Annotated in this window: 10 protein-coding genes; 7 read left to right on the forward strand and 3 right to left on the reverse strand. The window is 64.9% G+C overall.

Annotated features, from left to right (window positions below; genetic code table 11):
• Positions 1-41 precede the first annotated feature (41 nt).
• Positions 42-1,889, forward strand: a complete 1,848-nt coding sequence (gene msbA / locus SR858_RS23000) for a lipid A export permease/ATP-binding protein MsbA (protein WP_019923237.1) — start codon at positions 42-44, stop codon at positions 1,887-1,889.
• On the opposite strand, the gene SR858_RS23005 is transcribed toward msbA, so the two are convergent.
• Both SR858_RS23005 and ada read right to left on the reverse strand, forming a co-directional pair.
• Positions 1,874-2,689: a 2OG-Fe(II) oxygenase gene (locus SR858_RS23005; protein ID WP_019923238.1), complete on the reverse strand. Its 816-nt coding sequence runs from the start codon at positions 2,687-2,689 to the stop codon at positions 1,874-1,876. The two genes, msbA and SR858_RS23005, sit on opposite strands and share 16 nt — an antisense overlap.
• Positions 2,690-2,695: 6 nt before the next feature.
• On the reverse strand, positions 2,696-3,793 hold the full coding sequence (ada, locus tag SR858_RS23010; RefSeq protein ID WP_019923239.1) for a bifunctional DNA-binding transcriptional regulator/O6-methylguanine-DNA methyltransferase Ada: 1,098 nt from the start codon (positions 3,791-3,793) through the stop codon (positions 2,696-2,698).
• Positions 3,794-3,923: 130 nt separating this feature from the next.
• Between ada and hutC the strand changes: the two genes are divergently transcribed.
• The 6 genes from hutC to SR858_RS23040 all read left to right on the forward strand — a co-directional run bounded on the left by hutC (position 3,924) and on the right by SR858_RS23040 (position 13,408).
• Entirely contained in the window at positions 3,924-4,655 is a 732-nt protein-coding gene (gene hutC / locus SR858_RS23015) for a histidine utilization repressor (protein WP_019923240.1), read from the forward strand.
• A gap of 219 nt (positions 4,656-4,874) precedes the next feature.
• Positions 4,875-9,170, forward strand: coding sequence for a PAS domain S-box protein (locus tag SR858_RS23020; protein WP_019923241.1), 4,296 nt, complete (start codon positions 4,875-4,877; stop codon positions 9,168-9,170).
• Between the two features lie 199 nt (positions 9,171-9,369).
• Entirely contained in the window at positions 9,370-9,696 is a 327-nt protein-coding gene (gene trxA / locus SR858_RS23025) for a thioredoxin TrxA (protein ID WP_019923242.1), read from the forward strand.
• A gap of 171 nt (positions 9,697-9,867) precedes the next feature.
• Positions 9,868-11,130 (forward strand): transcription termination factor Rho, encoded by a 1,263-nt coding sequence (gene rho / locus SR858_RS23030; protein WP_026637540.1) that lies wholly within the window; start codon positions 9,868-9,870, stop codon positions 11,128-11,130.
• 168 nt (positions 11,131-11,298) lie between these two features.
• Positions 11,299-11,568 (forward strand): type B 50S ribosomal protein L31, encoded by a 270-nt coding sequence (locus SR858_RS23035; protein WP_019923244.1) that lies wholly within the window; start codon positions 11,299-11,301, stop codon positions 11,566-11,568.
• 115 nt (positions 11,569-11,683) lie between these two features.
• The gene (locus tag SR858_RS23040; protein ID WP_019923245.1) at positions 11,684-13,408 is read left to right on the forward strand and encodes an ArnT family glycosyltransferase; all 1,725 of its coding nucleotides are present in this window, start codon (positions 11,684-11,686) and stop codon (positions 13,406-13,408) included.
• Between the two features lie 45 nt (positions 13,409-13,453).
• Here SR858_RS23040 and SR858_RS23045 read toward each other — a convergent pair whose 3' ends face one another.
• A complete protein-coding gene (locus tag SR858_RS23045; protein WP_019923246.1) occupies positions 13,454-13,846 on the reverse strand; it encodes a hypothetical protein in 393 nt (130 codons plus the stop codon).
• Positions 13,847-14,191 lie beyond the last annotated feature (345 nt).

The following is a 14,191-nucleotide window of genomic DNA, read 5'->3' on the forward strand; positions in this document are numbered from 1 at the left end:
GACGGGTACAATGGCGGTTTCGCCGAAATCACCACACCCCAGTGAACAGCCGCCAACTCTATCACCGCCTGCTCAACGAATTCCGCCCTTACCTGTGGATCGGGTTCTTTACCCTGTTCGCGGTGGGCCTGGCCGCCGCCACCGATGTGCTCCTGATCCGCCAGCTGCAAACCGTGATCGATGCGCTGGCGCCCTCGCACGTGGTCGGCGCCGTGCGCCCGCCTGCCACCGGCATGCTGGCCGTGGCGCAGCAATGGCTGACCGACATCCTGCCCAGGAATACTGCCGACGCGGCGATGTGGAGCATCCCCGCCGTGATTTTCGGACTGGCCGTGATGCGCATGGTGTCGAGTTTCATCGGCGAATACGGCGCTGCATGGCTCAGCAGCCGGGTGCAGGCCAACCTGCGCGAAGCCATGTTCGCCCGCATCATGCGCCTGCCCAACGGCTTTTTCGACCAGTCGTCCACCGGCACCACCCTTTCGCGCGTGGCGTTCGACGCCGCCCAGGTGGCGCAAGCCGGCCTCACGGTGGTCAACGTGGCGGTGCGCGATTCGGTGCTCACCATCGGCTACCTGATCACCATGTTCGTCTCGGACTGGCAACTGGCGCTGTTCTGCCTGATCCTGATGCCGCTGGTCGCCGCCGTGGTCACCTTTGCCGGGCGCCGCATGCGCCACCTGAGCAAGAGCGCGCAGGCGGCCATGGGCGAACTGACCAATGTGCTCGACGAGAGCATCAGCGGCCAGCGCGTGGTGAGAATTTTTGGCGGCCAGGAATACGAACAGACCCGCTTCGACCGCGTGGTCAAGCTCAATCGCCAACTGGCGGTCAAGCATGCGGCCACCTCCGCCCTGAACTCCGGCGTGATCATGCTGCTGATCGGGATTACGCTGTCGTCGGTGATCTATTTTTCGCTGCTGCGCCACCAGGCCGGCGCCCTCACGGCCGGCGACTTCGTCTCGTTCATCGTGGCGCTGATGGCGATGCAGTCGCCGATCAAGAACCTCACCAAGATCAACGAGCCGCTGCAACGGGGCCTGGCTGCCGCCGATTCGGTGTACAGCCTGATCGACACCGAAACGGAAGCCGACACCGGCCAACATACCACCACCCGCGCCCAGGGCCAGCTGTCGCTCAAGGACGTGAGTTTCCAGTACCTCGATGCCGACGGCAAGCCACTGGTGGCCGACGCCAGGCTGGCGCTCGATAATGTCTCGCTCGACATCCGCGCCGGCGAGACGGTGGCGCTGGTCGGCAGTTCGGGCAGCGGCAAGACCACGCTGGCGAGCCTGCTGCCGCGCTTTTACGATGTGAGCGGCGGATCCATCACGCTCGACGGCGTCGATCTGCGCGAGTATGCGCTCGCTTCGCTGCGCCGGCAGATCGCGCTGGTCAGCCAGGACGTGGTGCTGTTCAACGAAACGCTGGCCGCCAATATCGCCTACGGCGATCCGGCGCCGTCGCAGGAGCGCATCGAAGCGGCCGCGCGCGCGGCGCACGCGCACGAGTTCATCGTGCGCCAGCCGCAGGGTTATCAATCGCCGGTCGGAGAAAACGGCTTGCGCCTGTCGGGCGGCCAGCGCCAGCGCCTGGCGATCGCCCGCGCCATCTACAAGGATGCGCCGATCCTGATCCTGGACGAGGCCACCAGCGCGCTCGACACCGAATCGGAACGGCTGGTGCAGCAGGCGCTGGAGCGCCTGATGGAAGGCCGCACCACGGTGGTCATCGCCCACCGCCTGTCCACGATCGAGAACGCCGACCGCATCGTGGTGCTCGATGGCGGCAAAATCCGCGAAGCGGGCAGCCACGATGAACTACTGGCCAACGACGACATGTATGCGCGGCTGTACCACACGCAAAAAATCACTCAGGTCGCATCGTGAAAGATGATGCCCAGCGTATGGCGCGACCCGGCCCGTAGCCGGCTCACGCCGTGGCGCATGGCCACGCGATAGACATTGCCGCGTGCGCCCTGCACCGGCCGGTGGTTGACTGGGAAAATCACCAGGTCGCCGCGCTTGAGCGGCACCACCGCCACCCGCGACTGCATGCGCGGACGCTGCTCGGTCAGCACGAACTCGCCGCCGTCGAAATCGTCCCCGGGTTGACTGAGCAGCAGCGCCGCCTGCAACGGAAATACGTGTTCGCCATATAAATCCTGGTGCAGGCAGTTATAGTCGCCCGCGCCGTATTGCAGCAGCAATGGCGTGGGCCGCGTCTGCCCTGCCGCGTGGCAGCGCGCCAGGAAATCGGCATGGTCCTGAGGAAAGCGGGCGGCGATGTCGAGTACAGCGTGCCAGCGGTTGGCAATCGCCGCCAGCGGCCCGTAAAGCGACTGGCGCAGCGCAGCGACGACCGACGGCAGCGGATAACGAAAATACTGGTACTCGCCGGCGCCGAAGCCATGCTGCGCCATCACCACCCGGCTGCGAAACAGCTGCGGCTGCGCGTACTGGGCCGCCACGGCCGCGCATTCGGGCGCGGACAGCAGGCCGGGCACGATGGCGTAGCCATGCGCGGTGAGCTCGTCGGCGATGGCCTGCCAGTCCAGCGCCGCAACGTGCACCGCGATACCGGCCGCCGCGCCAACGCCCTGGCGACCGGCATCGAACGGTGCAGGCGCCACCTGGCGCGGCGCTCGCCCGGATTCACCTTCTTGAAAGTCGAATGTCCCGTTGGCCATGGCGCACTACTCCTGCCGTTCGCGGTCGAGCAGCGCCGCCTTGCGATCGACGCCCCAGCGGTAGCCGGAAATCGACCCGTCGTTGCGCACCACGCGGTGGCATGGAATCGCCACGGCCAGCGCATTGGCCGCGCACGCCCCGGCCACGGCGCGCGCGCCCTTGGGCAGGCCCACCAGGTCGGCCAGCTCGGCGTAGCTGACGGTGCGCCCGGCGGGAATCGCGCGCAGCGCCTGCCACACGCGCTGCTGGAACGCCGTGCCGCGCACATCGAGCGGCAGGTCCAGGCCCAGCTCCGGGCGCTCCACCATGCCCACCACGCGCGACACCACCTGCTCGTAGTCGGCCTCGGCGCCGATCAGCTCGGCGTTCGGAAAGCGGTCCTGCAGGTCGCGCACCAGGAAATCGGGATCGTCGTCGATCAGGATCGCGCAAATGCCGTGGTCCGTGCTGGCAACCAGGATCGCGCCCAGCGAGCACGCGGCAATCGCAAAGCGGATCTGCGCGCCCTGCCCGCCCGCGCGGAACGCCGACGGCGTCATGCCCAGCACCGCCGGCGCCTGCGCATAAAACCGGCCGCTGGAATTGAAGCCGGCCGCGTAGAGCGTGTCGGTGACGGAATCCTGCTGCGCCAGTCCCTGCTGCACCCGTCGTGCACGGCCGGCATTGGCGTAGGCCTTGGGCGTGATGCCGGTGGCCGCCTTGAAAATCCGATGAAAATGAAAACGGCTGACGCCGACCGCCGCCGCCAGCGCGTCGAGGTCGGGCAGGGCGTCGCCGGCCTGGGCGGCGGCATCGATCAGGGCGCAGGCACGCGCCGCGATGGCGGCCTGGCGCGCGGCCAGCGGCGGCTGGTCGGGCTTGCAGCGCATGCAGGGACGAAAGCCGGCCTGCTCCGCTTCTGCGCGGCTGGCGTGAAACGCGACGTTGCGGCGCAGCGCCGGGCGGGCCGCGCACGAGGGCCGGCAATACACGCCGGTGCTGCGCACCGAGTACCAGAACACGTCGTCGGCGCCGGCATCGCGCGCCTGCACGGCGGCCCAGCGCGCGGTATCGTCGGCATACGCCAGGTTGGACAAAGCTGAGTTACCCATCTCGACCTCCATGAATGAATGGCAATGCGGCCATGGTAGCCACCGGCGCCGGTACGCACACTCCGGCGCTTGCTTTCGAATTGTATGTCGATGCTAGAATGCCGGTCAGCCGCCTGCCCGGGGGCGCCTACGGAGACGCGGTTTGGACCAGCAAGCAAACAATCAACCATCTGACCATACCCCGATTTTCCAGCGGATCAAGGATTATTTACTGGCGCAGATCGGCGCCGGCGTGTGGAAAGAAGGCGACGTGATTCCGTCCGAGCAGGCGCTGGTCAAACAGTTTGGCGTCTCGCGCATGACCGTCAACCGCGCCGTGCGCGAACTGACCGCCGAACAGGTCCTCACGCGGCGCCAGGGTTCCGGCACCTACGTTGCTCAGCAAAAATACCAGTCCACGCTGCTGCAGATCAAGTCGATTGCCGAGGAAGTGCGCGCGCGCGGCCACGTCCACCGCAGCAGCCTGCAACACCTGGAACAGCTCAAGGCCAGCGACTTGATGGCCAAGCAGTTCGAACTGCCGTCCGGCCACCCGCTGTTCCACTCGGTGATCATCCATTTCGAGAACGGCGTGCCGATCCAGGTGGAAGACCGCTGGGTCAATCCCGACTGCGCGCCCGACTACATGGAACAGGACTTCGGCGCCATCACCCCCAACGAATACCTGATGCAGGCCGCGCCGCTGCAAGGCGCCAGCTACAGCATCGAAGCGCTGCCGGCGCCGCGCGAAATCGCCGACATGCTGGCCATCGAGGTGCGCCAGGCCTGCCTGGTGCTGCGCCGCCAGACCATGTCGGGCGGACGCATCGCCACCATTGCCACCATGTGGCACCCGGGACACCGCTACCAGTTCGCCGGCAGCTTTACCCAGTAGCCCAGCACAATAACTATCAAATAGTAAGTAACAGGTGCCCAAAAGCGCCTGGCGAATCTCACTCAATGTCACGAAAAACCGCAAAAATCCGGTCTTTCGCAACGGGCTTTTCACGTCCGCGCAACACATCTTGATCTGGATCATACGGCGGTAATTGCGGCCATTAAAGCTGATATAGTTGCCCGCAGACAGAATAATTCGCCCCCAGAAAGGCCTACCTTGTTCCGCACGCGCACCTGCATCGCTTCGCCATCGTGGCGCCAGATGGCGCGCCGGTGGGCCATATGCATGCTCATGGCGGCCGGCGCGCTCGCCGCCACCGGCGCGGTCGCAGCGGAAAAAGTGACAATCCAGCTCAAGTGGCAGCACCAGTTCCAGTTCGCCGGCTACTACGCGGCCCAGGACCAGGGCTACTACCGCGACGCCGGCCTCGAGGTGACGCTGCTCGAAGCGACCCCGGGCAACGACCCGGTGCAGGCCGTGGCCGAGGGCCGCGCCCAGTACGGCGTAGGCAACACCACGCTGCTGCTGGCGCGCGCGCTGGGCCAGCCCGTAGTGGTGCTGGCGTCGGTGTTCCAGCATTCCGGCGCGGCGCTGCTGGTGCGCCTGGGTCCCGACGGCAAGCCCCGCCCGTGGCCCGGCAGCCGCATCATGATGGCGCCCAACAACGAGGAACTGACCGCCTACCTGAAAAAGACCGGGGTGCGCTACGACAGCATGTACCAGCTGGCCCACACCTACAATTTCGACGACCTGATTGCCGGCCGGGTGGACGCGATGTCGTTCTACACCACCCAGGCGCCATTGGCGCTCGAACGCAGCGGGGTGCCGTTCGAGGTGCGCTCGCCGCGCAGCGCCGGCCTCGATTTCTACGGCGACGTGCTGTACACCACCGAGAGCGAGCTGCGCGAACATCCGGCGCGCGCCGAGGCGCTGCGCCAGGCCACCCTGCGCGGCTGGCATTACGCCATGGCCCATCCGGCCGAAATGGCCGACCTGATACGCGCGCGCTACCCCGCGCGCCACAGCCGCGAACAACTGATGTACGAAGCCGCGCAAATGGTGCCGCTGCTACAGCAGGACCTGGTGGAACTGGGCTACAGTAATCCGGAACGCTGGCAGGCCATTGCCCGGGCCTACCGGGAACAGGGCATGCTCCCGGCCGACTTCCGTCTCGACGGTTTCCTGTACCAGCCGCGCGTGGTGCACCCGCTGCTGCGCTACGGCTTGCCGATCGTCGGTGCGCTACTGCTGCTTGCGGCGGCCATCGCCGTGTGGCGCTTGCGCCGCCAGGCACAGGCGCTGCGGCGGGCGCGCCTGGAGCTGGCGCGCTCCGAGAGCATGGCCAGCCTGGCGCTGGAGGGCTCGGGTGAAGGCGTGTGGGAGTGGCAGATGGACACCGGCCAACTGGTCCTGTCGGCGCGCTCGCGCGAGCTGCTGGGACAGGACGAACATTACCCGGCCTCCATCGAACAATGGCGCGCCGACATCCATCCCGACGATATGGCGCGCGTGGACCGCAACGTGGCCGAATACCTGGCGGACAGCAGCGAGCACAACGCGCGTTTCATCGTCGAGCACCGCATGCGCTGCCGCGACGGCCGCTGGAAGTGGCTGCTGGCGCGCGGTACTGTCGTCGAGCGGGCAACGGACGGCCGCCCGCTGCGCGCCATGGGCACGTTTGCCGACATCACCGAGCGCGCCAACGACGAGGAGGCGCGCCTGTGCGCGGTGATCGCCGCCACACCCGGCGCCATGCTGATCGCCGACAAGGGTGGGCGCGTGCGCTACGCCAATCCGGCCTGCGCGCGCAGCTTCGGCGTCGAGGATAACCTGGCCGGGCGCAGTATGGACCAGCTGGCGCCCGACAGCATGCGCAGCACCGGTCGCGCGCGCGAGCTGTTCGCCCGTCCGGGGCTGCCGGGCCGGGTCATGAACGCCCACCGCGCCGACGGCAGCACCTTCCCCGCCATGGTGCATCTGGCGCCGCTGGACCTGGGCGGCCAGCAGCTGGTAGTGGTGACCCTGCGCGACATGACCCAGCGCCAGCGGGCCGAAGAAGCGATGCATGCCAGCTCCGAGCGCTACCGCCTGATCGTGCAGACCGCCGCCGAAGGCATCTGGATGACCGACGCCGACGACCGCACCACCTTCGTCAATCCCACCATGGCGGCCATGCTGGGCATGGACGTGGACCAGGTGATGGGCCACGGCATGACCGAGTTCATGGACGACGCCGGCCGCCTGCTGCTCAAGCAGCACCTGCAACGCCACCTGGCGGGCGAAGCGGTCCAGGGCGACATCCGCCTGCGCCGCGCCGACGGCAGCGCATTGTGGTGCCTGCTCTCGACCACCGTCATCAGCTCCGACGCGGGCCATTATGCGGGCACGCTGGCCATGCTCACCGATATCACGGCGCGGCGCGCCGCCGAGGATGCGCTGCGCCTGACGGGCCAGCGGCTCGCATCGATTTTCAACGCGGTCACCAACGGCCTGGTGATGGTCGATGGCGGCGGCGCCATCCTGGAGAGCAACGCCGCCGCCGCGCGCATGCTGGCACACGCGATGGAACTGGAGCGGCGCGGCGAATGCGACGGTTTGTGGTGCGGCGTGCGCGAGGACGGCAGCAGGTTTGACCGCGTCAGCCACCCGGTGCGCCTGGCCATCGTCACAGGCCTGCCGGTACGCGACGTGGTCATGGGCATCACCCAGCCCGACGGCGCCATGCGCTGGCTGTCGATCAACGCCGAACCGATTCTCGATCCTACCGGCGCCGTGCCGCTGGTGGTGGTCAGCCTGACCGACATCAGCGACCGCAAGCGCGGCGCCGACGAGCTGCGCGAGTGGAACGAGCATCTTGAAGAACGGGTGATGATGCGCACCCGCGAGCTGGAACAGGCGCGCCACCAGGCCGAGGAAGCGAGCCAGTACAAGGGCCAGTTCCTGGCCCACATGAGCCACGAGATCCGCACCCCGATGAACGGCGTGATCGGCATGGCGTACCTGGCGCTCAAGACCGACCTCGATCCGCGCCAGCGCGACTACCTGGAAAAGATCCGCTTCGCCGGCGAACACCTGCTGGGCATCATCGACGACATCCTCGACATTTCGAAGATCGAGGCCGGCAAGCTCGATATCGAGCAGGTCGATTTCGCGCTCGACCATGTGATCCAGACCCTGACCACGGTGGTGGCGCCCAGAGCGGTCAGCCGCGAACTGGAACTGGTGTTCGAACTCGACCCGGCGTTGCCGCGCGTGCTGCGCGGCGATCCGCTGCGCCTGGGCCAGGTACTGATCAACTACACCAACAACGCCATCAAGTTCAGCGAAAAGGGCCGCATCGACGTGCGCGTGCGCCAGGTGGTGGCCGACGCCAGCAGTTGCCTGCTGCGCTTCGAGGTGAGCGACTGCGGCATCGGCCTGTCGGAGCTGGAAATCGACCGCCTGTTCCAGTCGTTCCAGCAGGCCGACACCTCCACCACGCGCGAGCATGGCGGCACCGGCCTCGGCCTGGCCATCTGCAAGCAGCTGGCGCAGCTGATGGGCGGCGAGGTGGGCGTGCGCAGCGCGCCGGGGGTGGGCAGCACGTTCTGGTTCACCGCGCGGCTGGGCATTTCCGACGCCAGTGTGCCGCAGGTGATCGAGCGGGTGCAGGATGCCGCCGCCGAACTGCTGGCTTCCACCCAGACCGCCGCCGTCATCACCACGCTCAAGGACGCCCGCATCCTGCTGGTGGAAGACAACACCTTCAACCAGCAGATCGCGCTCGAGATGCTGGAAGACGTGGGCGCGTCGGTGTGCCTGGCGGCCAACGGCCAGGAAGCGCTCGACCTGCTGCGCCAGACCGCCTTCGATTGCGTGCTGATGGACGTGCAGATGCCGCTGATGGACGGCCTGGAGGCGACCCGCCGCATCCGCGCCGACCCGCGCCTGAACGGCCTGCGCGTGCTGGCCATGACCGCCACCGCCACCAGCGAGGACCGCGCCCGCTGCATCGCCGCCGGCATGGACGACTTCATCTCCAAGCCGATCCAGCCGGCGCTGATGTACCGCACCATCGCCAGCTGGCTGCCGGTGCACCGCCTGGGCCTCGCGCCCGAGCGCGAGCGGCCCGCCGTACGTCCCGCCTTCAAGCCCACCCTGGCCGGCGACCCGGCCGTGATCGACCTGTCGATCCTGGCCAAGCTGCTCGGCTACCACCCGGAAAAGGTGCGCAAGTTCGCCTTCAAGTTCCTGCACAATGCCCAGGAGGGACTGTCGGCGATGGAAGTGGCATTAAAGCGCGGCGACCTGGCCCAGGTGCGCGAACTGGGCCACCGCCTCAAGTCGCCGGCGCGCACGGTTGGAGCGCTGGGCATGGGTGAAATGTTCGCCAGCCTGGAACTGCTGCCGGCGAGCGCCAGCGACGCCGTCAACCTGGCCACCGCCCGCGCCAGCCTGGCCAGGCTATGGCCGCTGCTGGAGCAGATTACCGAGCAGATTATGAATAACACCACGTTTGCCGACGAAAATTGACGTCAAAACTCAATCTCCGCACATTTATAAAAAATGGGTTATGATTTGATCCATTCCCGCCTGCCGACCTTTGTTGCCTTCCCTATTCCAGACATTGAATTCGCGCACATAGTCGCCATGTATTCTCTGTAACTGGCTTAACGGCAACACTGGCATCATCCCCAGGCGTTATTGATCCCACACCTCGATTGAGGAAAATATGAGCGAAAATATCAAACACATCACCGATACTTCTTTTGATGCCGACGTACTGAAATCCGACCGCCCAGTGCTGGTCGACTTCTGGGCCGAATGGTGCGGTCCTTGCAAGAGCATCGCCCCGATCCTGGAAGAAGTCGCCAAGGAATACGACGGCAAGATCACCATCGCCAAGATGGACGTCGATTCGAACCAGGCAGTGCCTGCCAAATTCGGTATCCGTGGTATTCCTACCCTGATCCTGTTCAAGAACGGCGTGCCAGCGGCACAAAAAGTCGGCGCCATGGCCAAAGGTCAGTTGACTAGTTTCATCGACAGCAATATCTAAGTAAGATAGTATTGCGGACAGACGGCTGCTTCTGCGCCCGCAGAAACAGCCGCCTCAGATCCGGAAAACAGCGTACGGCCCGACCGCAACGCGTTTTATATAAATAAACAGACAACACCACGCAGTTCCCTCCCCTACCTTTACTTTCCCGTCACGGGACACTCAACACATATGCATCTATCTGAATTAAAGGCCTTACACGTCTCGGCGTTGCTGGAGATGGCCATCGGTCTTGATATCGACAACGCGGCCCGCTTGCGCAAGCAGGAGCTGATGTTCGCGATCCTGAAAAAGCGCGCCAAATCCGGCGAGCAGATTTTCGGCGACGGCGCCCTCGAAGTGCTGCCGGACGGCTTCGGCTTCCTGCGCTCGCCCGACGCCAGCTACATGGCTTCGACCGACGACATCTATATCTCGCCATCGCAGATCCGCCGCTTCAACCTGCACACCGGCGATTCGATCGAAGGCGAAGTGCGCACCCCGAAAGACGGCGAACGCTATTTCGCGCTGGTCAAGGTAGACAAGGTCAACGGCGAATCGCCGGAAGCCTCGAAACACCGCATACTGTTTGAGAACCTGACGCCGCTGCACCCGAACGAGCCGCTGCGCCTCGAGCGCGACATCAACGGCACCGAGAACATCACCGGCCGTATCGTCGACCTGATCGCGCCGATCGGCAAGGGCCAGCGCGGCCTGCTGGTCGCCTCGCCAAAGTCCGGCAAGTCCGTGATGCTGCAGCACATCGCCCACGCGATCACCTCGAACCACCCTGACGTTACCCTGATCGTGCTGCTGATCGACGAACGTCCGGAAGAAGTGACCGAGATGCAACGCTCGGTACGCGGCGAAGTGGTCGCATCGACCTTCGACGAACCGGCCACCCGCCACGTGCAGGTTGCCGAGATGGTGCTGGAAAAAGCCAAGCGCCTGGTCGAAATGAAAAAAGACGTGGTGATCCTGCTCGACTCGATCACCCGCCTGGCGCGCGCCTACAACACCGTGATCCCGGCGTCGGGCAAGGTGCTGACCGGTGGTGTGGACGCCAATGCGCTGCAACGCCCGAAACGCTTCTTCGGCGCCGCCCGTAACATCGAAGAAGGCGGTTCGCTGACCATCATCGCCACGGCGCTGATCGAAACCGGCTCGCGCATGGATGACGTGATCTACGAAGAATTCAAGGGTACCGGCAATATGGAGGTGCACCTGGAGCGCCGCCTGGCCGAGAAACGCGTGTACCCGGCGATCAACCTGAACAAATCGGGCACCCGCCGCGAAGAACTCCTGATCAAGCCGGACCAGCTGCAAAAAATCTGGATCCTGCGCAAGCTGCTGTACTCGATGGACGAGATCGAAGCGATGGAGTTCATCCTCGACAAGATGCGCGCCACGAAGACCAACACCGAGTTCTTCGACATGATGCGCCGCGGCGGTTAATTATCTCCGCCCCGACAGGCAACCCGAGTGGTTGCCTGTGTTCGTATACCGCTGTATAATCGGCGGTTGCACTATTTTTAATCACTGGCAAGTGATCAGCAATCGGGTCGAGAAGCAGTACAGACCGACGAAGTGCTGTTTGGCTACCAAACTCAACGAGGCTTCAAAATGAAAGCAAATACCCATCCAGATTACCGCGAAGTTGTTTTCCACGACCTGTCGTGCGACTTCAAATTCGTTACCCGTTCGACCATCGCCACCCGCGAAACGATCAACCACGACGGTAAAGACTACCCACTGGTCAAGATCGAGGTGTCGGCTGAATCGCACCCGTTCTACACCGGCAAACACAAAATCGTCGACACCGCTGGCCGCGTCGAGAAGTTCCGTCAGAAATTCGGTACCGTCGGTTCGAAAACCGCCGTTGCAGCTGGTTAATTCCCCCCGCTTCGATGCAAAAAGCAGCCTCTGGCTGCTTTTTTTATTTGTGGCTCCCTGCCGGGCGCCCGGTTTTCCTTCATACTCCCGTCTACCTCAATTTGCACTCTGATCGATGAAGCCAGTCCGTCTTCCCGCCGCCGCCACGCTGGCCCTGCCGCGCCTGGCCCTGTTTGCCCTGGGCCTGCTCTATATTCTGCCCGGACTGATCGGCCGCGAGCCGTGGAAGAATGACGACGCCGCCAGCTTCGGCATCATGTGGACCATGGCGCACGGCACCTGGCAAGACTGGCTGGTGCCGAATATCGCCGGCCTGGCAATTCCCGACGACGGCCCGCTGGCCTTCTGGATCGGTGCGCTCGGCATCAAGCTGTTCGGCTGGCTGCTGGGCGATGTGCTGGCCGCCAGGGTCGGCACGGTGGCCATCTTCCTGTTCGGCGTGCTGTCGCTGTGGTTTGCCACCTTCAACCTCGGCCGGCGCCAGGATGCGCAGCCGCTGCGCCTCGCCTTCGGCGGCCAGCCCGAACCCGACGATTTCGGCCGCACCCTGGCCGATGCCGCCGTCCTGATCTACCTCGGCTGCCTGGGCTTGCTGGTCCACAGCCACGAAACCACGGCCGACGCGCTGCGCGTCTCGCTCACGGCCTTCATGTTGTACCGCACCGTGCGCTACGTGGAAGCGCCGTCGCTGCGCAATGCCGCCCTCAGCGGCCTGGCCATCGGCCTGCTCACGCTCACCCATGGCTGGGTGACGCCGGTGTGCTTCATGCTGGCGGTGTTCGCCTGTACACGCTTGCTGGCCCAGCCCGTGGGGCGCGCGCTGCGCGACCTGGGCCTGGCGTTCCTGGTGGCCGCCGCCGTGACCGCGATCTGGATCGTGCCAGCGCACTTGCTGCAACCGTACAATCAGCACCCGGTGCAGGACTGGAGTGCGCTGCACCTGGCGCAGTTCGGCCTGCCGACGGTGGTGGCCTATAAATTCTTCTTCCGCGTGGGCGTGTGGTTCTTCTGGCCGGCCTGGCCGTTTGCCGGCTGGGCCATCTGGGCCTGGCGCCGCCAGCGCCTGGCGCTGCACATCGTGGTGCCGCTGGCGTTTGTCACCATGGGCGCCATCATGGCGCTGTGCGCCACCGCGCCCGAACAGGGACAACTATTGATCCTGCTGCCGCCGCTGGCGGTGATGGCCGCTTTTGGTTTGCTCACCATGAAGCGCGGCGCCATCAACGCCATCGACTGGTTCTCGGTGATGGCGCTGACCTTGTGCGCGGCCGTGATCTGGATCTTCTGGTTCGCCAAGCTGACCGGCTGGCCGGCGCAGGCGGCCAAGAACGCCCTGAAACTGGTACCGGGCTTTACGCCGGAAGTGGGCGCGGTCGCTTTCCCGGTGGCAGCGATTGCCACTGCCGGCTGGTTCGCGCTGGTGCACTGGCGCGTGGCGCGCCGGCCGACCGTGCTGTGGCGCGCAGTGGTGCTGTCGTCGGGTGGCCTGATCCTGATCTGGATTTTGCTGATGACGCTGTTCCTGCCCGATCTCAACTACAGCAAGAGCTACGCCGGCGTGGCGCGCCAGATCGCCGAGAAGCTGCCGCCAAACGCGGACTGCATCGAAACCAACGTGGGGCCGGCGCAGCGCGCCTCGTTCGCCTACTATGCGCAACTGCCGTTCACCGGCGTCGAAGGCGGGCGTTGCAGCCTGTTGCTGCTGCAGGAAAGCACGCGCGCGCGCGACAACCGCGACGTCGCGCCGCACCATCGTGGCAAGCAGTGGATACTGTTATGGGAAGGCCGGCGTCCGGCCGATCGGGATGAGCGTTTCCGCTTGTATCGGCGCGCTGACTGACAACTTACGCCAGGATCGGCGCGGCCGCCGATCCTGCGCGCCGCATCAACGGCGTGCCATGATGATGGTATTGGCCGGCAGGGCCTGCGCCATCGGCAGCTTTTCGAAATTGGTGATGCCCACTTCGTCGCCATAGTCGCGGAACACGATGCGGGCGCCTTCTTCGCTGATGAATTCTTTATTCGATACAGGTATGACCCGGACGCGACGGCCCTGGTCCACCTGGGTGTACAAGCGATCGCCGCTTAGGGTAAATCGCACGATCTGGCCATTGGTCAGCCGGTAAGCGTTGGCGTAATCGCCAAGCTCGCTCGGCGAAACATACAGATTGCTGCTCACTTTTACTTGCGGAATATTTTCCTGGATTTGCTGGGCGTGGGCGGCAGGCAGGGCGGAAAAAGCGAGGGCGGCGGCGAGGGCGATCAGGGTGGTTTTCATGGTGAGCTCCGTAAGTGGTTGAGGCAATCAAGGGATTTCGGCATCACCGCTGTGCTTCTTGTTTGCAGCGGCTGATGTAAGCACCTTAACAACCCCGGAGCATAAAATCCGGCGTTTGCGACCAGCCGCCAATCCGCCGGTATCAACTGCAAAATCGCGCGACGAATGGGAGCCTCCGGGAATTTCCAGGCAATGTCGACAAGTTGATAACACCGTCAACGCGCAACACGCCGAAATACTTGCAAGCCCTGCCACGAAAGGCGCCGTTGCTGTTGCGGGCGCCATTTTTTTTCGCCGCAGTGCGATACAAACGCCGGTAAGCCAGCTATAGTGCTGAACAGGACG

The sequence above is a fragment of the Duganella zoogloeoides genome, from assembly GCF_034479515.1.
GTDB classification, from domain to species: Bacteria; Pseudomonadota; Gammaproteobacteria; order Burkholderiales; family Burkholderiaceae_D; genus Rugamonas; species Rugamonas zoogloeoides.